Raw genomic sequence first — 19982 nt, 5'->3', positions numbered from 1 at the left:
GCCCCTGGAACAGGAGCGAAGATGACGATGCGATGGAAAGCCGGCGGTGGGGTGCTGGCGCTGCTCGCGGCGCTGGCCCTGGCGCTGTGGCGGCCGTGGCTCGGGGTCGGCACGGACCACGGGCTGGTCAGCGGCAACGGCCGCATCGAGGCCACCGAGATTGCGGTGGCCGCCAAGTACGCCGGCCGGCTGCAGACCCTGCTGGTGCGCGAAGGCGACTTCGTGGAAGCCGGCCAGCCCCTGGCCCGGCTGCAGAGCGACAGCCTGCAGGCCCAGCACGACGAGGCCCGCGCACGGCTGCAACAGGCCGAGCAGGCCATCCAGACGGCGCAGGTGCAGGTGGCCCAGGCCGAGAGCAACCACCAGGCCGCGCTGGCGGTGGTGGCGCAGCGGGAAAGCGACCTGGACACCGCCCGGCGCCGCCTGCCGCGGTCGGAGCAACTGGCGCGCGATGGCTTTTTCTCGGAACAGTTGCTGGACGACGACCGCGCCAAGGTGCGCACCCTGACCGCCGCGCTCACCGCCGCGCAGGCGCAGGCGCGGGCGGCCCAGGCCGGCGTGGCCGCCGCCCGCACCCAGGTGCCGGCCGCCGAGGCCAACGTGCAGGCCCTGCAAGCCACGCTGCACCGCATCGAGGTGGAGCTGGCCGACAACCAGCTGACCGCCCCCCGCGCCGGCCGGGTGCAGTTCCTCATCGCCCACCCCGGTGAGATCGTGGCCAGCGGCGGGCGCGTGCTCAGCCTGGTGGACCTGAGCGACGTGTACATGACCTTCTTCCTGCCGGAAACCGTGGCCGGGCGCGTGGCGCTGGGCAGCGAGGTGCGCATCGTGCTCGACGCGGCCCCCGACTTCGTGGTGCCGGCCCGGGTCTCCTTCGTGGCCAGCACCGCGCAGTTCACGCCCAAAACCGTGGAAACCGCCAGCGAACGGCAGAAGCTGATGTTCCGGGTGCGCGCCCAGGTGGACCCCGAGTTGCTGCGCCGCCACCGCGACCAGGTGAAAACCGGCCTGCCCGGCGTGGCCTGGCTCCAGCTCGACCCGGCCGCGCCCTGGCCCGACCGCCTGACCCTGCCAGCCCCACCATGACGGCCGCACCGCCCGAGCCCGTGGCCCGGCTCCGGGGCGTGGGCTTGCGCTACAAAACCACCACCGCGCTGGACGGCATCACGCTGGACCTGCCCGCCGGCCGCATGGTCGGCCTGATCGGTCCCGACGGGGTGGGCAAGTCCAGCCTGCTGGCGCTGCTGGCGGGCGCGCGGGCGCTGCAAACCGGCCAGCTGACCGTGCTGGGCGGCGACATGGGGCAGTCCCGGCACCGTCGGGCGGTGTGTCCGCGCATCGCCTACATGCCGCAGGGCCTGGGCAAAAACCTCTACCCCACCCTGTCGGTGGAGGAAAACCTGCAGTTCTTCGCCCGCCTGTTCGGCCACGGCGCGGCGGAGCGGCGCCAGCGCATCGACCGGCTCACCGCCGCCACCGGGCTGCGGCCTTTTCTGGCGCGCCCGGCGGGGCAGCTGTCGGGCGGCATGAAGCAAAAACTCGGGCTGTGCTGCGCCCTGGTGCACGATCCGGACCTGCTGGTGCTGGACGAACCCACCACCGGGGTGGACCCGCTGGCCCGCGTGCAGTTCTGGCGCCTGATCGACGGGCTGCGTGCCCAGCACCCGCGCATGAGCGTGGTGGTGGCCACCGCCTACATGGACGAGGCCCAGCGCTTCGACTGGCTGGTGGCGATGGACGCCGGCCGCGTGCTGGCCGAGGGCGCGCCCGCCGACCTGCTGCGGCGCACCGGCACGGCCACGCTGGAGGCCGCCTTCATCGCCCTGCTGCCCGAGGCCCGGCGGCGCGACCACCGGCCGGTGGAGATCCCGCCGCTGCGGGGCAATGGCCAGGGCGACACCGCCATCGAGGCCGAGGGCCTGACCATGCGCTTTGGCGACTTCGTGGCGGTGGACGGGGTGAGCTTTCGCATCCAGCGCGGCGAGATTTTCGGCTTCCTCGGCTCCAACGGCTGCGGCAAATCCACCACCATGAAGATGCTGACCGGGCTGCTGCCCGCCAGCGAAGGGCAGGCCCGGCTGTTCGGCCACCCGGTGGACCCCCGGGACATGGCCACGCGCCAGCGGGTGGGCTACATGTCGCAGGGGTTTTCGCTCTACGGCGAACTGACGGTGGCGCAAAACCTGGTGCTGCACGCCCGCCTGTTCCAGGTGCCCGAGGCCGAGGTGCCGGCGCGCGTGGCCGAGATGGTGGCCCGCTTCGGCCTGGCCGACGCGGTGGACGAACTGCCCGAACGCCTGCCCCTGGGCCTGCGCCAGCGCCTGTCGCTGGCGGTGGCCATGGTGCACCGGCCGGAGCTGCTGATCCTGGACGAGCCGACCTCGGGCGTGGACCCGATCGCGCGCGACCAGTTCTGGCGCTTGATGATCGAGCTGGCGCGGCGCGACCGGGTCACGCTGTTCATCTCCACCCACTTCATGCACGAGGCCGAGCGCTGCGACCGCATCTCGCTGATGCACGCCGGGCGCGTGCTGGTGAGCGACACCCCGGCGGCCATCGCGGCGGCGTGCGGTGCCGCGACCCTGGAGGAGGCTTTCATCCACCACCTGGTGCAGGCGAGCGGCACCGGGGCAGCGGCCCCTGGAGAGGCTGGCGGGGCCATGTCGGCACCGGCGGCAACGGACGCGAACGCGGACGTGCACAGCCCGGCTGACGCAGCGCCAGCGCCCCGCGCGCCGGGCGGACCGCCTCCCCGAACGCCGCACGAACCCGCGCGCCCGGAGCTCGCCCGGCGCCTGCGCCAGAGCCTGCGCCGCATCTACAGCTACACCTGGCGCGAGGCGCTGGAGCTGCAGCGCGACCCGGTGCGCGGCGCCCTGGCCCTGCTCGGCTCGCTGCTGCTGATGTTCGTGATGGGCTACGGCATCAGCATGGACGTGGAGGACCTGCGCTACGCCGTGCTCGACCGCGACCAGACCACGCTCAGCCGCGACTACACGCTGCACCTGTCGGGCTCGGGCTATTTCGTCGAACGCCCGCCGCCGGCCGACCACGCCGAGATCGACCGCCGGCTGCGCAACGGCGACCTGGCGCTGGCACTGGAAATTCCCGCAGGCTTTGCCCGCGACCTGGCCCGGGGCCAGCCGGTGGAAATTGGTGCCTGGGTGGACGGTGCCATGCCGCAGCGCGCCGAAACCGTCAGCGGCTACCTGCAAGGCCTGCACGGGCACTGGCTGGCGCAGCAAAGCCGCCAGCGCACCGGCCAGGATGCCGTCGGCCTGGTGAACGTGGAAACCCGCTTCCGCTACAACCCCGATGTGAAAAGCCTGCCGGCCATGGTGCCGGCCGTCATCCCACTGCTGTTGCTGATGCTGCCGGCCATGCTCACCGCGCTGGCGGTGGTGCGCGAAAAAGAGCTGGGCTCCATCGTCAACCTCTACGTCACCCCCACCAGCCGCACCGAATTCCTGCTGGGCAAGCAACTGCCCTACGTCGCCCTGGCCCTGCTCAACTTTGGCCTGATGACGCTGGCCGCGGTCACCGTGCTCGGCGTGCCGCTGACCGGCAGCTTCCCCGCGCTGGCGCTGGCCGCCCTGCTCTACGCCTTCAGCGCCACCGGCATGGGGCTGCTGGCCTCCACCCTGGTGCGCAGCCAGATCGCGGCCATGTTCTTCGCCATGGTCGGCACGCTGATCCCGGCGGTGCAGTTCGCCGGCCTGATCCACCCGGTGTCGTCGCTGGAAGGCGTGGGCCGCTGGATCGGCGAGGTGCACCCGGCCAGCCACATGTTCGTCGTCAGCCGTGGCGTGTTCAACAAGGCGCTGGGCTTCCAGGACCTGGCGGCGGCCTTCTGGCCGCTGGCCGTGGCGGCGCCGGTCATCCTGGGCCTGGCGGTGCTGCTGCTGAAAAAGCAAGAGGCCTGAATGCGCCGCCACCTCGCCCACATCTACCGCCTCGGCGTCAAGGAGCTGTGGAGCCTGTGGCGCGACCCGACCATGCTGTTCCTCATCGTCTACACCTTCACGGTGGCGGTGTACACCGCGGGCACGGCCATGCCCGAAACGCTGCACCGCACGCCCATCGCCATCGTGGACGAAGACGACTCCGCGCTGTCCGCGCGCATCGCCAGCGCCTTTTACCCGCCGGCCTTCAAGGCGCCCGAGCGCATCGAACACCCGGCGGTGGACCCCGGGCTGGACGCCGGCCGCTACACCCTGGTGCTGGTGATTCCGCCGCACTTCCAGCGCGACGTGCTGGCCGGCCGCGCCCCGGCGCTGCAGCTCAACGTGGACGCCACCCGCATGAGCCAGGCCTTCGCCGGCAGCGGCTTTGCCCAGCAGATCGTGCAGGGCGAGGTAGCCGAGTTCGTGCAGCGCCACCGCGGCAGCGCCGCCCTACCGGTGGAACTGGTCACGCGCATGCGCTTCAACCCCACGCTGTCCAACGTCTGGTTCGGCTCGCTCATGGAACTGGTCAACCTGGTCACCATGCTGTCCATCATCCTGACCGGGGCGGCGCTGATCCGCGAACGCGAACACGGCACGGTGGAACACCTGCTGGTGATGCCGGTGACCCCGACCGAGATCATGTTGGCCAAGGTCTGGGCCATGGCGCTGGTGGTGCTGGTCGCGACGGCGCTGTCGCTACACGGCGTCATCCGCTGGGCGCTGCAGGTGCCCATCGAAGGCTCGCTGGCCCTGTTCTTCACCGGGGTGGCGCTGCACCTGTTCGCCACCACCTCCATGGGCATCTTCATGGCCACCGTGGCGCGCAGCATGCCGCAGTTCGGCCTGCTGATGGTGCTGGTGATGATGCCGCTGCAGATGCTCTCCGGCGGCGTCACCCCGCGCGAAAGCATGCCCGACTGGGTGCAGTGGCTCATGTCGCTGGCGCCCACCACCCACTTCACCGAGATGAGCCAGGCCATCCTCTACCGCGGCGCCGGACTGGCGGTGGTCTGGCCGTCCTTCGTGGCCCTGGCCCTGATTGGTGCGGCGTTGTTCGCCCTGTCGCTGCGGCGCTTCCGCCGCACCATCGCGCAACTGGCCTGACGCCCCCCGACCCGGTCCACGGCAGCGCGTGCAAGTGATCCTATGATCACGCCCTGGACGCCGCCCGCCCCTGGGCCGGTGCAACGCTTTGAGTGATCGATGACCCCCGACCGTTTGGCCCCCGGTGCGGCCCTTGCCGGCCACACCCCCATGATGCAGCAGTACCTCCAGCTCAAGGCGGGGCACCCGAACACCTTGCTGTTCTACCGCATGGGCGACTTTTACGAACTGTTCTGGGAAGACGCCGAAAAAGCCGCCCGCCTGCTCGACATCACCCTGACTCGCCGCGGCCAGTCCGCCGGCCAGCCGGTGGTGATGGCGGGCGTGCCCTTCCACTCCATGGAAACCTACCTGGCGCGGCTCATCAAGCTGGGCGAATCGGTCGCCATCTGCGAACAGGTGGGCGACCCGGCCACCAGCAAGGGGCCGGTGGAGCGCCAGGTGGTGCGGGTCGTCACCCCGGGCACCCTGACCGACAGCGAACTGCTGGGCGACAAGACCGAATCGCTGCTGCTGGCGGTGCACCCCGGTGCGCGCGCCACCTGCGGCCTGGCCTGGCTGAGCGTGACGCAGGGCGTGGTGCACCTGGCCCAGTGCCGCGCCGACGAGTTGCGCGCCTGGATCGTGCGCATCGGCCCGAGCGAGGTGCTGCACAGCGCCGAGGTCACGCCCGCCTTCGAGCAACAGCTGCAGGAACTGCAGCGCCAGTGGCCGGCGCTGGCGCCCGGCGCCGGCCAGCCGCGCCTGACACTGGCGGTGCGGCCCGCCTGGGCCTTCGACGCCACGCTGGGCGAACGCAAGCTGCGCGAGCAGTTGCAGAGCGCCAGCCTGGCCGGCTGGGGCGCGCAGGAACTGCCCGAAGCGCACGCCGCCGCCTCGGCCCTGCTGGACTACGCCGAACACACCCAGGGCCGGGCCCTCGCCCACGTGCGCCACCTGCAGGTGGCGCGGCCGAACGAGGTCATCGACCTGCCCGCCACCACCCGCCGCAACCTGGAGCTGACGCAGACCCTGCGCGGCGAGGCGGCGCCCACGCTGTTTTCCCTGCTGGATACCTGCCAGACCGGCATGGGCAGCCGCGAACTGAAACGCTGGCTGCTGGAGCCGCCACGCCAGCGCGACACGGTCACGCGCCGGCTGCAGGCGCTGGCCGCGCTGCGCGCCGGCCTGCTGGAGCCGCTGCGCCGCGCGCTCAAGGGCGCGACCGATGTGGAGCGCGTCACCGCCCGGGTGGCGCTGCGCCAGGTGCGTCCGCGCGAACTGGTGGGCCTGGGCGCCACCCTGCAGCAGGCGGCCGACCTGGCCGGTGGCCTGCAACAGGCCCTGGCCCAACAGATCGCCCCGGCCGAGTTGCTGCAGCACCTGGCCACCGACCTGCAACCGCCCGGCGAATGCCCCGCCCTGCTGCACCGCGCCCTGCTGCCCGAGCCGGCCGCGCTGGTGCGCGACGGCGGCGTCATCGCCCACGGTTTTGACGCCGAACTGGACGAACTGCGCGCCATCCAGACCAATTGCGACGGCTTTCTGCTCGACCTCGAAACGCGCGAACGCGCCCGCACGGGCATTGCCAACCTGCGGGTGCAGTTCAACAAGGTGCACGGCTTCTACATCGAAGTCACGCAGGGCCAGATCGACAAGGTGCCCGACGACTACCGCCGGCGCCAGACGCTGAAGAACGCCGAGCGCTACATCACGCCCGAGCTCAAGGCCTTCGAGGACAAGGCCCTGAGCGCCCAGGAACGCGCCCTGGCCCGCGAAAAGTGGCTGTACGAGGGCCTGCTGGACGCGCTGCAGCCCTTCGTGCCCGCGCTGGGCCGGGTGGCGCGCGCGCTGGCCAGCCTGGACGCGCTGTGCGCCCTGGCCGAACGCTCGCTCACGCTGGACTGGACCGCGCCCGAGTTCGTCAAGGAGCCGTGCATCGAAATCCGCGGCGGGCGGCACCCGGTGGTCGAGGCGCGGCTGAACGAAACCGGCGGCGGCCCCTTCGTGCCCAACGACACCGTGCTCGGCCCCAAGGCGCGGCTGCAGGTCATCACCGGCCCCAACATGGGCGGCAAATCGACCTACATGCGCCAGGTCGCGGTCATCGCGCTGCTGGCCAGCATCGGCAGTTACGTGCCGGCGCGCCACTGCCGCCTGGGCCCGCTGGACGCCATCCACACCCGCATCGGCGCGGCCGACGACCTGGCCAACGCCCAGTCCACCTTCATGCTGGAGATGACCGAGGCCGCGCAAATTTTGCACAGCGCCACGCCGCACAGCCTGGTGCTGATGGACGAGATCGGGCGCGGCACCTCCACCTTCGACGGGCTGGCGCTGGCCTCGGCCATTGCCACCCACCTGCACGACAAGGTCAAGGCCTTCACCCTGTTCGCCACCCACTACTTCGAGCTGACCGAATTCCCGGCCGCGCACCACGCCGCGCTGAACGTGCATGTGAGCGCGGTGGAAAGCCAGGGCCGCGACATCGTCTTCCTGCACCAGATCGAGCCCGGCCCCGCCAGCCGCAGCTACGGCGTGCAGGTGGCGCGCCTGGCGGGCGTGCCCGGCGCCGTGGTGCAGCACGCCCGCCACGCGCTGGAGGCGCTGGAGAGCCACAGCGCCCACGCCCAGGCGCAGGTGGACCTGTTCGCCCCGCCGCCCGCCGCGGCCACGCCCGAGCCGAGCGCGGTGGACCGGGCGCTGGCCCAGATCGACCCCGATGCCTTGAGCCCGCGCGAGGCGCTGGACGCACTGTACCGCCTGAAACAGTTGCAGGCCCCACACTGAGGCCCCGGGCGCGGGCTTGGGGTATAGTTAATAACCCATTGGTCAGTAATGCACGCCCCAAGCCTCCCCCCCACCGCCCCCAGGCGCAGCCGCCGCAAGGACGCCCGCCCGGGCGAACTGCTGGACGCCGCGCTCGACCTGTTCGTCGAGCACGGCTACGCCGCCACCCGGGTGGAGGCCGTGGCCCAGCGTGCCGGGGTGTCCAAAGGCACCCTGTTCCGCTACTTCCCCAGCAAGGAAGACCTGTTCAAGGCGGTGGTGCGCCAGCACCTGGCCGGGCGCATCCCCGAATGGCACGAGGAATTCGCCGCCTTCGAGGGCTCCAGCGCCGACATGGTGCGCCACTGCCTGCAACAGTGGTGGGCCCGGCTCGGGGCCACCCGCCTGTCGGGGCTGACCAAGCTGGTCATGACCGAGTCGGCGCACTTCCCCGAAATCGCCCGCTTCTACCAGGCCGAGGTGATCGCACCGGCCAACGCCCTGCTGCGCCAGATCCTGGAACGGGGCGTGGCCCGGGGCGAATTCCGCCCGATCGACCCCGACTACGGCATTTACAGCCTGATCGCCCCGATGATCTTCCTGCTACTGTGGAAGCACGCGATGGCCCCGTGCATCGGCCCCGACCAGCAGATCGACCCCGAAGCCTTTCTGCGCAGCCAGACCGACGCCCTGCTGCACGGCCTGCTGGCGCAACCGCCGGCGCCCGACAGCGCGGCGACAGCCGCCTTCGGTAAAATGGATCAGATTTAGCCAATATACCCCTTGGAGTATCAAATGAGCAGCGCGACCCCGGCCTTCGATTTCGAAAAAGCCCGCTTCAACATGATCGAGCAGCAAATCCGGCCTTGGGAGGTGCTCGACGCCCAGGTGCTGGACCTGCTGGGGCAGCTGCAGCGCGAGCAGTTCGTGCCCGCAGCGCACCAGGCGCTGGCCCTGGCCGACATGGAAATTCCGCTGGGCCACCCCGCCGTGGAAGGCGAATGCCTGCTGGCCCCCAAGGTGGAGGCCCGGGCGCTGCAGGACCTGGCCCTGCAACCGACCGACCGGGTGCTGGAAATCGGCACCGGCTCGGGCTACATGGCGGCCCTCCTGGGCAAGCTGTGCGCCCAGGTTCTGACGCTGGAAATCAACCCCACCCTGGCCGAGCAGGCCCGCGCCCGCCTGGCCCAGGCGGGCTTGACCAATGTGGACGTCAAAACCGCCGACGCCGCGGCCCAGGGCTTTGCCGCCTGCGCCAGCGGCGCGCCCTACGACGCCATCGTCCTCAGCGGCTCGGTGGCCGAGGTGCCCAGCGCCCTGCTCGACCTGCTCAAGGTCGGTGGCCGCCTGTTCGCTGTGGTCGGCCAGGAACCGGTGATGCGCGCCACCCTGGTGCGTCGCACCGGCCCCGCCGCCTTCCACACCGCCCAGCCCTGGGACACCGTGGCCCCGCGGCTCAAGCACTTCCCCGAGCCGTCGCGTTTCCAGTTCTGACGCCGGTGATCACCCACATCCGCCCCGCCCAGCTGGCCGATTGGCTGGCCGAGGTCACCCCCGACGGCGGCCCGCTGCCGCTGGTGCTGGACGTGCGCGAACCCTGGGAGGTGCAAACCGCCCGGGTCGCCGCCGCCGGCTTCGAGCTGCGGCACCTGCCCATGGCCAGCATCCCGCTGCGCCTGGCCGAACTGCCGGCCGACCGCCCCATCGCCTGCCTCTGCCACCACGGTGCGCGCAGCGCGCAGGTCGCGCATTTCCTGCTCAGCCGTGGCTACCCGGAGGTGGTCAACATCCAGGGCGGCATCGACCTGTGGAGCGACGAGCTGGACCCCACCGTGCCCCGTTACTGAGCACCCCCGCCGCCCGAAAGCCCCGCCGCATGAGCCCCATGACCCACCGCACCGCCCGTTCTGCTGCCTCGCTGCCCACCGCCCTGCGGCGCCACTGGCGCCCTGCGGTGGCCGGCGCCGGCCTGTTGTGGGCGCTCGCCAGCGGCCCGGCCCAGGCCCAGAACCTGCAGACCCTGTTCGAGGCCGCGCGCGGCTACGACGCGGTGTACCTGTCGGCGCTGTCGCAGTTCCAGGCCAGCCAGGCGCGGGCCGAACAGGCCAAGGCCGGGGTGCGGCCCAACGTCGGCCTGTCGGCCGGCGCCAGCTGGACGAACACCGACACCAACCTCCCCGGCGGCGACCGCACCACCAACGGCCAGACCGCCGCGCTGGCCGCCAGCCAACCGCTGTTCCGCCCGGTCAACCGGCTGGCGGTGGAGCAGGCCGAAGCGTCGCTGCGCGCCGCCGAAGCCCAGCTGCGCGCCGCGGAACAGGACCTGATCGTGCGCAGCGCGCAGGCCTACTTCGACGTGCTGGCGGCACAAGACACCCTGACCTTTGTGCGCGCCCAGAAAGCCGCCGTGGCCGAACAACTCGCCGCGGCCCAGCGCAACTTCGAGGTCGGCACCGCCACCATCACCGACACGCGCGAGGCCCAGGCCCGCTTCGACCTGGTCACCGCCCAGGAAATCGCTGCCGACAACGACCGCCGAGTCAAACACCTGGCGCTGGACCAGCTCGTCGGACAGGCCCAGACCACCCCCTGGCGGCTGGACACCCGCGCCCCGCTGCCGGCCCTGGCCCCGGCCGAACTGGCGCCCTGGGTGGAGCAGGCCGAAACCGGCCACCCGCAGGTGCAGCAGGCGCTGGCCGGGCAAACCGTAGCCCAGCTGGAAACCCGCAAGGCCGAGGCCACCCGCCTGCCCACGCTGGACGCCACCGCCCAGTACCAGGTGGGCCGTGGCCCCACCACCGGCGTGCCTTACAGTTACGTGCGCAGCCACAACGCCACCGTGGGCCTGCAGTTCAACCTGCCGCTGTACACCGGGGGCGCGGTGCAGAACCGCATCGCCGAAACCCTGGCCCTGGAAAACAAAGCCCGCACCGACCTGGACGCCGCCCGCCGGGGCGTGGCCCAGGCCACCCGGGCGGCCTACTTCGGCGTGGTGTCCGGCCAGGGGCAGGTGCGCGCCCTGGAGGCCGCCGAAGCCTCCAGCCAGAGCGCCCTGGAAGCCAACCAGCTCGGCTACCAGGTGGGGGTGCGCATCAACATCGACGTGCTCAACGCCCAAAGCCAGCTGTTCCAGACCAAAGCCAGCCTGGCCAAGGCGCGTTACGACGTGCTGGTGGGCGGGCTGCGCCTGCGCCAGGCCAGCGGCGGCCTGCAGCCCGGCGACCTGGCCCCGATCAACGCCCTGCTGGCGCCCTGAACCAGACCGACACCGCCTGCGCGCAGCGCTCGGCGGCGCCACTGCCCTGCGCGATCAGGGTCTGGCAAGCGGCCTCGGCCGCCAAGCGCGAGGACCCGTCGGCGACCCAGGCTTGCAGCTGGCGCAGGGCAGCCTCCAGGTCGGCCACCCGCACCGCCGCGCCCAGCCGCACCGCGGCCTCCGCCGCCTCGGCGAAATTGAAGGTGTGTGGCCCCAACACCAAAGGGCAGCCGCAGGCCGCGGCCTCGATCAGGTTCTGCCCGCCCAGGGGCAGGTAGCTGCCCCCCAGCAGGCCCATGTGGGCCAGGCCCAGGTAGAGCGGCATCTCGCCCAGCGTGTCGCCCAGCCACACGTCGGCGGCCAGGGCGGCCTCGGGCAGCGCCGCCGCCGGCGACGCCAGGGCGCTGCGGCGCCAGACCGCCCAGCCGTGGTCGGCCAGCAGCGCGGCCACGCCGTTGAAACGCTGCGGGTGGCGCGGCACCACCACCCACAGCGGCCGCTGCGGGCCGGTCCAGGGGTGCTGGCGCAGGGTCTCCAGCCACAACGCTTCCTCGCCCTCGCGGGCGCTGGCCCAGACGATGACCGGGCGCTCGGCCGGCAGCTGCGCCCGCCAGGCGCGCCCGGTGGCCCAAGGGTCGGGGTGCCAGGGCACGTCGAACTTGAGGTTGCCGTGCACCCCGCGCACCACCGCGCCCAGGCTGCGCAGCCGCGCCGCGTCGTCTTCGGTCTGGGCATAGACCCCGGTCAGGCCGCGGTAGGCCGGGCCCGACAGCCACGCCAGCCGCTGGGCCCGCCGCTGCGAACGCGCGTTCAGGCGGGCGTTCACCAGCAGCAGCGGCACGCCGGCGTGGCGCGCCCCACGGACCAGTTGGGGCCACACCTCAGTTTCCATCAACACCCCCACGCAGGGCCGGAAGTGGGCGTAAAAACGGCGCACCGCCCCCGGCGTGTCCCAGGGCAGCCAGACCTGGGTGTCGCCCGGGCGCAGCAGTTTTTCGCCTTCGGTGCGGCCGGTGGCGGTGCTGTGGGTCAGCAGCAGGCGCAGGTCCGGCCAGCGCTGGCGCAGGCGCTCCAGCAACAGGGCCGCGGCGCGGGTTTCGCCCAGCGACACCGCGTGCACCCACAGCCAGCCGACCTCGGGGGCCGGGGGCACGTGGTAGCGGCCAAAGCGCTCTTCCACCGCCACCCCGTAACCCGGCTCCTGCCGGGCACGGCGGCGCAGCTTGCGCCGCAGCAGCGGCTGCATGGCCCAGACGGCGGCGCTGTACAGCGCCAGGGCCAGGGTTTCCAGACAGGACACGCTCAGCCCGCGTCGAACAGCCGCTGGTACACGCGGCCGATGCCGGCGGCCTCCTGGGCCAGCGAGAAGTGGGCGGTCACCCGCGCCCGCGCCGCCTCGCCCATGCGCAGGGCGGCTTCTGGGTCGGCCAGCACCCGGCGCACCGCGTCGGCCAGCCCGACGGCGTCGCCGGTGTCCACCAGCTCGCCGTTCTCGCCGGGGCGCACCAGCTCTTCAAAAGCGCCGGTGCGGGAACACACCAGGGCGCAGCCGGTGGCGGCGGCCTCAAACGGGGTCAGGCCGAAAGGTTCGTAGCGTGGGCAAGCCACGCACAGCAGGCAGCGCTGGTACCAACGGTGCACCTCGCCGGCGGGCACCTCGCCCAAGAAGACGATGCGCTCGCTCAGGCCGGCGGCGGCGATCTTGTCTTTCAGCGCCTGCTGGTAGGCCTGGTGCTTGGGCTGCGCCAGCCCGGCGATCACCGCGGTGGCGCCGGGCAGGTGCGGCAGGGCCGCGATCATCGCGTCCACGAACACGTCGGTGCCCTTGTCGTCGCGCACCCGCCCGAACACGCCAATACCGTATTGGCCGGGCAAGCCGCTGTCGGCCCAGGCATGGCGCTTGTCGGGCGGCGGCGCAAAGCGCGACAGGTCGATGCCGTGCGGCACCACCGCGGTGGTGTTGGGCACGCAGCTGGCGGCCTTGGGCGTGGTGGCAATCACCGCGTCCATGCGGCTGATGAGCCAGCGCGGGAACCAGCCGTGGCGGTGCTGCGCCGCCGAGGTGAACACCAGCTTGATCGGCAGGCGCAGCACGTCGCGCGCCCACAGGCCGGCCACCATCTCGTGGTCGCGGCGCACGTGCCAGAGGCGAAACGGCCGGCCCGCCGCCGGCCGGCGAGACAGGCGGACCGCCTCTTTCAGGGTCATGCCCGGCACGCCGTTGGACAGCGGCGTGCCGCAGTAGCCCAGGCGCCACTGGCCCAGTTGCAGCGGCACCAGCGCGTTGACCGTGGCCGACACCCCGGTGTAGCGCTGCTTCAGGTTGAAAACGATGACTTCGGGATCGGCGCTGGGGGTCATGGGCGGGGGCGTGTGCGGTCGGGATTGATCGGATCAGTGCGCCGATTGTTCCAGATGTGCATCGGGCTTGACGCGTCGCAGCAGCGCCATCATGTCGGCGCGGATGCGTTCCAGCGCCTCGGGCGTCTGGCCCTCGAAGCGCAACACCAGCACCGGCGTGGTGTTGGAGGCGCGCACCAGGCCAAAACCGTCCGGCCAGTCCACCCGCACGCCGTCGATGGTGTGGACCTCGGCCGGGGCGTCGAAGCGCGCCAGGGCCTGCATCTCGGCCACCAGGCGGTGCGGCTCGCCCTCGGCACAGGGCACGTTGAGCTCGGGGGTGGAATGGCTGGTGGGCAAGCCTTCCAGCACCGCGCCGGGGTGGTCGTGGCGGCTCAGAATCTCCAGCAGCCGGGCGCCGGCGTAGCTGCCGTCGTCAAAGCCGTACCAGCGTTCCTTGAAGAAGATGTGGCCGCTCATCTCGCCGCCCAGCGGCGAATCGACGGCTTTCATCTGGGCCTTGATCAGCGAGTGCCCGGTCTTGAACATCAGCGGCACACCGCCGGCGGCGCGGATGGCCGGTGCCAGCCGCTGGCTGCATTTCACATCGAACACGATGGTGCCACCGGGCACGCGGCTGAGCACGTCCTGCGCAAACAGCAGCATCTGGCGGTCGGGGAAAATGTTTTCGCCGCTGGGCGTGACGATGCCCAGGCGGTCGCCGTCGCCGTCGAAGGCCAGGCCGAGGTCGGCACCGGTGCGGGCCAGCGCGTCGATCAGGTCGCGCAGGTTCTCGGGTTTGGACGGGTCCGGGTGGTGGTGGGGAAAGTTCCCGTCCACCTCGCTGAACAGTTCCACCACCTCGCAGCCCAGCGCGCGGAACAGGGCCGGTGCGGTCGCCCCGGCCACGCCGTTGCCGCAGTCCACCACCACCTTGAGCGGTCGGGCCAGCCGCACGTCGTCCACGATGCGCTGCCGGTAGGCCGGCCACACGTCCTGGGCGGTCACGCCGCCCCCGGCGTGCAGCGCACCGTCGTCGGCCAGCATGGCGCTGCGCAGCGCCTGGATCTCGTCGCCGTAGATGGCGCGGCCGGCCAGCACCATCTTGAAGCCGTTGTGGTGCTTGGGGTTGTGGCTGCCGGTGACCTGGATGCCGCTGCGGCACAGGGTGTGGGCCGCGAAGTAGAGCATGGGCGTGGTGACCATGCCCACGTCAATGACCTGCACCCCCACCGACACCAGCCCGTCGACCAGGGCCTCGGTCAGGGCCGGACCGCTGAGACGACCGTCGCGGCCCACGGCCACGGTGGTTTCGCCCAAGGCCCGGGCACGGGCGCCAAAGGCGCGGCCCAGGGCACGGGCAAAGTCGGTGTTGAGGGCGTCGGGCACGACGCCGCGGATGTCGTAGGCCTTGAAGGCGCTGGCGGGGTAGGCGGAGGAGGAAACAGACATGGTCAGGCCGGTGTGTGACGAAGCCCCGATTGTAGAAACTGGCGGCGTCGCCCACTGGCCCCGGCCGGCGCCGCGCCTTAGAATGGTCCATTCATCCTAGCCGGCCATGCGCACCCCACCCCAACCCTTGCACGCCTGCCGCTGGCACAGCCCGGTGGGCGAACTGCTGTTGTTGGCCCACGACCAGGCCCTGTGCGGCCTGTGGTTCAGCGACCAGTCGGGCATCCCGCCCTGGGCCGAGCGCGCGCCCCTGCAGCCCACCCACCCCCTGCTGCTGCAGGCCGTGGCCGAGTTGCAGGACTACTTTGTGGGCGGTCGCCACGCTTTCGATCTGCCGCTGGACACCTCGGCAGGCACCGATTTCCAGCGTGCCGTCTGGGCTGCGCTGGCACAGATCCCTTACGGCCGGACCGTGAGCTACCGCGACCTCGCCCAGGCGGTGGGACGCCCGGCGGCGGTGCGCGCGGTGGGCGGGGCGATCGGGCGCAACCCCTTGGGCATCGTGCTGCCCTGTCACCGCGTACTGGGGGCGAACGGCGCCCTGACCGGCTACACCGGCGGCCTGGAACGCAAAGTGGCCCTGTTGCGGCTCGAATCGGCCTGACCCCTTGACTGCGGTGCCACGCGCCCCCGTGGCGGAATTCCTGCTGCTGGCCGCCCTGTGGGGCGCGTCGTTCCTGTTCATGCGCCTGGGGGCGCAGGAATTCGGTGCCTGGGCCACGGCCGGCACCCGGGTGGCGGTGGCCAGCCTGGCCCTGGCGCCGGCGCTGTGGTTCAGCGGGCAGTGGGGCGCGTTGCGGCGCCACGCCGGCCCCATCCTGTTGGTCGGCTTGCTGAATTCGGCCCTGCCCTTCGCCCTGTACGCCTACGCCTTGCTGTCCATCACCACGGGCCTGTCGGCCATCCTGAACGCCACCGCGCCGCTGTTCGGGGCGCTGGTGGCGTGGGGCTGGCTGGGCGAACGCCCGGGCCGCTGGCGCGCCGTGGGCCTGGCGCTGGGTTTTGTGGGCGTGGCCCTGCTGTCGTGGGACCAGGCGAGCTTCCAGCCCGGAGGCACTGGCTGGGCGGTGCTGGCCTGCCTGGGCGCGACCCTGTGTTATGGCCTGGCCGCCAGCTTCACCCAGAAACACCTGACCGGCGTACCGCCCCTGGCCACGGCCACCGGCAGCCAGTTCGGCGCCACCCTGGGCCTGGCTGTGCCCACGCTGTGGTACTGGCCGAGCCAGACGCCCAGCCTGCGGGCCTGGGCCGCCCTCGCCGCCGTCGGGGTGCTGTGCACCGCGCTGGCCTACCTGCTGTTTTTCCGGCTGATCGCCCGCGCCGGCCCCAGCAAGACGCTCACCGTGACCTTCCTGATCCCGCTGTTCGCCCTGGCCTACGGCGCCGGTCTGCTGGGCGAAACCGTCAGCCCCGGCATGCTGGCCGGCGGCGCGGTCGTCCTGCTCGGGGTGGCCCTGGCTACAGGCGGGTGGGTGCCTCGCTGGCGCCGACCCCGCTCTGGACCGACTCTTTGAGCTTGGGGCTGGCGTGGAAGGTGACCACGCGCCGCGCCTCGATGGCCACCGGCTCGCCGGTGCGCGGGTTGCGCCCCGGCCGCGGCGCCTTGGTGCGGATCTGGAAGTTGCCGAAACCGGAAATCTTCACGTCCTCGCCGGCCACCAGGCTGTCGCCGATGAGGTCGAAGAAGGCGTCGACCATGTCTTTGGACTCGCGCTTGTTCAGGCCGATCTGCTCGTAGAGCAGCTCGGCCAGCTGGGCCTTGGTCAGGGCCGAGGCGTCTGCCTCGGGGGCGTCGGTGTCGGGGGCGTGGACGGTCATGGCGGGCTCCTGGGCGGGGTCAGCGCAAACGGGCCTGCACCCGCTCGGCCAGCGACGCGAGCACCGCATGCACGGTGGCGTCGATCTCGGCGTCGGTCAGGTTGGCGTCCCCGCGCTCCAGCGTCAGGCGCACGGCCAGGCTCTTTTCGTCGGGCGCCAGGCCACCGGTCTGCGCCGCCCCCGGCTTGGGCCGGTACACGTCGAACAGCACAGCCTGCTTCAGCCAGCCCTGGGTGGGCGCGGCGTGCACCGCGGCCATCAGTTCGGCGTGGCCCACCGCCTCGCGCACCACCACCGCAATGTCGCGCTGCACCGGCTGGTGCCGCGCCACCGGCTGCGCCAGCGGCACATCGCGGCCCAGCACGGCCGGCAGGTCCAGCTCGAACAGCACCGGGGCCTGCTGCCAGCCTTCCAGCTGGCGCCAGCGCGGGTGCAGCTCGCCCACAAAACCGATGGCCTGGCCGTCCAGCCGCACGCGGGCGCAACGGCCGGGGTGCAGGGCCGGGTGTTCGGCCGGCTCGAAGGTGGGTACGCGCGGCGCCAGCAGGGCCTGCACATCGCCCTTGACGTCGAAAAAGTCCACCGCGCGGGCCGGCACGCCCCACTGGTGGGCGGACTCGTCGCCGTAGGCCACGCCAGCCACGCGCATCGGCTGGTCGAAGCCGGCCACCGTGGTGTCGCTGTCGGCCACGGCGGCGTCTTTGCGGAACACGCGTCCCAGTTCGAACACGCGCACGCGCTCGGCCTTGCGGTCGGTGTTGAACTTGAGCACCGCCAACAAGCTGCCCAGCAGCGAGGAACGCATCACGTTCATCTGGCTGGCGATGGGGTTGAGCAGGCGGATCGGGTCGGTGTTGCCGGCGTAATCGCGCTCCCAGCGCTCTTCCACAAAGCTGTAGTTGATGGTTTCCTGGTAGCCCAGTTGCGCCAGTTGGCGGCGCAGCGTGAAGGGCCCGCGGCGGTTTTCGGGGCGGATCTTGGCCGTCACCGGCGCCAGTGGCGGGGTGTGCGGCAACTGCTCGTAACCGATGACGCGCGCCACCTCTTCGATCAGGTCTTCCTCGATCTGCAGGTCGAAACGGAAGGAAGGCGGCGTGACGGTGACCGTGCCCTCACCTTCGCTCACCGGCAGGCTGAGGCGGCGCAGCGCGTCGGCGCACTGCTGCTGCGTGACCGGCATGCCAATGACCTTGGCCGCCCGCGCCACGCGCAGCGTCACCGGCTGGGCTGGCGGCATGCGGACGATGTGGTCGTCGATGGGGCCGGCCTGGCCGCCACAGATTTGCAGGATGAGGTCGGTGATGCGTTCGACGTGTTCCACGGTGAGCTGGGGGTCCACCCCGCGCTCGAAGCGGTGGCCCGCGTCGGTGCTGAAGTTGTAGCGGCGCGAACGGCCCGCGATCGCCTTGGGCCACCAGAACGCCGCTTCCACGAACACGTTGCGGGTGTCGTCGCCCACGGCGGTGGCGTCACCGCCCATGATGCCGGCCAGCGATTCCACCGCCTGCTCGTCGGCGATCACGCCCACGGTCTCGTCCACCGCCACGGTGTTGCCGTTGAGCAGCTTCAAAGTTTCACCGGCCTTGCCCCAACGCACCTGCAAGCCGCCGTGGATCTTGTCCAGGTCGAAGATGTGCGAGGGGCGGCCCAGCTCGAACATCACGTAGTTGGAGATGTCCACCAGCGCCGACACGCTGCGCTGGCCACAGCGGGCCAGGCGCTCCACCATCCAGGCGGGCGTGGGCGCCTGCGGGTTGATGCCGCGCACGATGCGCCCGGTGAAGCGGCCACACAGGTCGGGCGACTGCACTTGCACCGGCAGCTTGTCGTTGTGAGTGGTGGGCAGCGTGGGGAACACGGGTTCGTTCAGCGGGGCACCGGTCAGGGCGGCCACCTCGCGCGCAATGCCGTACACGCTCAGGCAGTGCGCCAGGTTGGGCGTGAGCTTGAGGGTGAACAGGCGGTCGTCGAGCTTGAGGTGCGCGCGGATGTCCTGCCCCACCGGGGCGTTGCCAGCCAGCTCCAGCAGGCCGCCGTGGTCCTCGGACAGGCCCAGCTCGCGGGCAGAGCACAGCATGCCGAAGCTTTCCACGCCGCGCAGCTTGCCCACCTTGATCAGGAAGGGTTTGCCATCTTCGCCCGGCGGCAACTCGGCCCCCACCTGGGCACAGGGCACCTTGATGCCCACACGGGCGTTGGGCGCACCGCAGACGATCTGCAGCAGCTCGCCGGTACCGGCGTCCACTTGGCACACGCGCAGGCGGTCGGCGTTGGGGTGCTGTTCGGCCTCGACGATGGCGCCGACCACGATCTTGGAAAACGGCGGCGCCACCGGCACGCACTCCTCCACCTCCAGACCGGCCATGGTCAGGGTGTCGGCCAGCTGCTGGCTGGTCAGGGGCGGGTTGCAGAATTCGCGCAGCCAGGACTCGGGGAATTGCATGTTCTCTACTCTCGAATTGCGGGGCGCGGGTTCAGCGGAATTGGCTCAGGAAACGGACATCGCCGTCGAAGAACAGGCGCAGGTCGTTGACGCCGTAGCGCAGCATGGTCAGGCGGTCCGGGCCCATGCCGAAGGCAAAGCCGATGTACTTTTCGGGGTCCAGCCCCATGTTGCGCACCACGTTCGGGTGCACCTGGCCGCTGCCGGCCACTTCCAGCCAGCGCCCGGCCAGCGGTCCGGTCTGGAACTGGATGTCGATCTCGGCGCTGGGCTCGGTGAAGGGGAAAAAGCTCGGACGGAAGCGCAGCACCAGATCGTCCGACTCGAAGAAGGTACGGCAGAAATCGGTGAACACGAACTTCAGGTCCTTGAAGCTCACGTTCTCGCCGATCCACAGGCCTTCGCACTGGTGGAACATGGGCGAGTGGGTGGCGTCGCTGTCCACCCGGTAGGTGCGGCCCGGCGCGATGACGCGGATCTCGGGCATGTCACCACTGAACAGCCCATCCGTCGGGGCGCCAGCCAGCGCTTTGTGACGCTTGACGTGCTGCACCGCGTGGCGAATCTGCATCGGGCTGGTGTGGGTGCGCAGCAGGTTGGGCGCCTGGTCGGAGCCGCCTTCCACGTAGAAGGTGTCGTGCATGGAACGCGCCGGGTGGTCTTCGGGCGTGTTCAACGCGGTGAAGTTGAACCAGTCGGACTCGATTTCGGGGCCGTCGGCCACCTCGAAGCCCATGGAGCCGAAGATCGCCTCGATGCGCTCCAGCGTCAGGCTCACCGGGTGCAGCCCGCCGGTGCCGCGCTGGCGGCCGGGCAAGGTCACGTCCAGCGCCTCGGCCTGCAACTGGCGCTGCAGCTCGGCCTCGGCCAGGGC

At 71.4% G+C, this 19982-nt stretch carries 16 protein-coding genes; 10 read left to right on the top strand and 6 right to left on the bottom strand.

The features are described from left to right. Positions 1-21: 21 nt before the first annotated feature. From HA630_RS18720 to HA630_RS18685, 8 genes are all read left to right on the top strand, one after another. Positions 22-1086 carry an HlyD family secretion protein gene (locus tag HA630_RS18720; RefSeq protein WP_166836721.1) on the top strand — a complete coding sequence of 355 codons (1065 nt, stop codon included), beginning with the start codon at positions 22-24 and terminating at the stop codon, positions 1084-1086. After that, positions 1083-3923 carry a ribosome-associated ATPase/putative transporter RbbA gene (rbbA, locus tag HA630_RS18715; RefSeq protein ID WP_166836719.1) on the top strand — a complete coding sequence of 947 codons (2841 nt, stop codon included), beginning with the start codon at positions 1083-1085 and terminating at the stop codon, positions 3921-3923. Before HA630_RS18720 ends, rbbA begins: the two co-directional genes overlap by 4 nt. Continuing rightward, positions 3924-5051 (top strand): ABC transporter permease, encoded by a 1128-nt coding sequence (locus HA630_RS18710; protein WP_166836717.1) that lies wholly within the window; start codon positions 3924-3926, stop codon positions 5049-5051. Positions 5052-5150: 99 nt separating this feature from the next. After that, positions 5151-7820: a DNA mismatch repair protein MutS gene (gene mutS, locus HA630_RS18705; protein ID WP_243855525.1), complete on the top strand. Its 2670-nt coding sequence runs from the start codon at positions 5151-5153 to the stop codon at positions 7818-7820. A 48-nt stretch (positions 7821-7868) separates the two neighbouring features. Next, on the top strand, positions 7869-8570 hold the full coding sequence (locus HA630_RS18700; protein WP_166836715.1) for a TetR/AcrR family transcriptional regulator: 702 nt from the start codon (positions 7869-7871) through the stop codon (positions 8568-8570). A gap of 24 nt (positions 8571-8594) precedes the next feature. Then, a complete protein-coding gene (locus tag HA630_RS18695; protein WP_166836713.1) occupies positions 8595-9293 on the top strand; it encodes a protein-L-isoaspartate O-methyltransferase in 699 nt (232 codons plus the stop codon). Positions 9294-9298: 5 nt separating this feature from the next. Next, complete coding sequence (locus HA630_RS18690) at positions 9299-9646, top strand: rhodanese-like domain-containing protein (RefSeq protein ID WP_166836711.1); 348 nt, start codon at positions 9299-9301, stop codon at positions 9644-9646. Positions 9647-9684: 38 nt separating this feature from the next. Further along, positions 9685-11055, top strand: coding sequence for a TolC family outer membrane protein (locus HA630_RS18685; protein ID WP_166836778.1), 1371 nt, complete (start codon positions 9685-9687; stop codon positions 11053-11055). Here the strand turns inward: HA630_RS18685 and HA630_RS18680 are convergent. From HA630_RS18680 to HA630_RS18670, 3 genes are read right to left on the bottom strand one after another with little or no spacing between them, the layout of a single operon-like run. Beyond that, complete coding sequence (locus HA630_RS18680; RefSeq protein WP_166836776.1) at positions 11033-12346, bottom strand: 3-deoxy-D-manno-octulosonic acid transferase; 1314 nt, start codon at positions 12344-12346, stop codon at positions 11033-11035. The two genes, HA630_RS18685 and HA630_RS18680, sit on opposite strands and share 23 nt — an antisense overlap. Positions 12347-12357: 11 nt before the next feature. Continuing rightward, the gene (locus HA630_RS18675) at positions 12358-13416 is read right to left on the bottom strand and encodes a glycosyltransferase family 4 protein (RefSeq protein WP_166836709.1); all 1059 of its coding nucleotides are present in this window, start codon (positions 13414-13416) and stop codon (positions 12358-12360) included. 33 nt (positions 13417-13449) lie between these two features. Then, on the bottom strand, positions 13450-14847 hold the full coding sequence (locus HA630_RS18670) for a phosphomannomutase/phosphoglucomutase (protein WP_166836707.1): 1398 nt from the start codon (positions 14845-14847) through the stop codon (positions 13450-13452). 106 nt (positions 14848-14953) lie between these two features. Here HA630_RS18670 and HA630_RS18665 point away from each other — a divergent pair, with 106 nt between their 5' ends. After that, the gene (locus HA630_RS18665; RefSeq protein ID WP_166836705.1) at positions 14954-15451 is read left to right on the top strand and encodes a methylated-DNA--[protein]-cysteine S-methyltransferase; all 498 of its coding nucleotides are present in this window, start codon (positions 14954-14956) and stop codon (positions 15449-15451) included. 13 nt (positions 15452-15464) lie between these two features. Then, entirely contained in the window at positions 15465-16361 is an 897-nt protein-coding gene (locus HA630_RS18660; protein WP_166836703.1) for a DMT family transporter, read from the top strand. Here the strand turns inward: HA630_RS18660 and HA630_RS18655 are convergent. The 3 genes from HA630_RS18655 to pheS all read right to left on the bottom strand — a co-directional run. Continuing rightward, entirely contained in the window at positions 16306-16665 is a 360-nt protein-coding gene (locus HA630_RS18655; RefSeq protein ID WP_166836701.1) for an integration host factor subunit alpha, read from the bottom strand. The two genes, HA630_RS18660 and HA630_RS18655, sit on opposite strands and share 56 nt — an antisense overlap. Before the next feature lie 19 nt (positions 16666-16684). Beyond that, a complete protein-coding gene (gene pheT / locus HA630_RS18650) occupies positions 16685-19108 on the bottom strand; it encodes a phenylalanine--tRNA ligase subunit beta (protein WP_166836699.1) in 2424 nt (807 codons plus the stop codon). A gap of 31 nt (positions 19109-19139) precedes the next feature. Continuing rightward, positions 19140-19982, bottom strand: an 843-nt coding sequence (gene pheS, locus HA630_RS18645; protein ID WP_243855523.1) for a phenylalanine--tRNA ligase subunit alpha, incomplete at its 5' end; no start/stop codon positions are given.

This window comes from Aquabacterium sp. A08, assembly GCF_011742065.1.
This window is presented reverse-complemented; position numbering and strand designations above follow the sequence as displayed.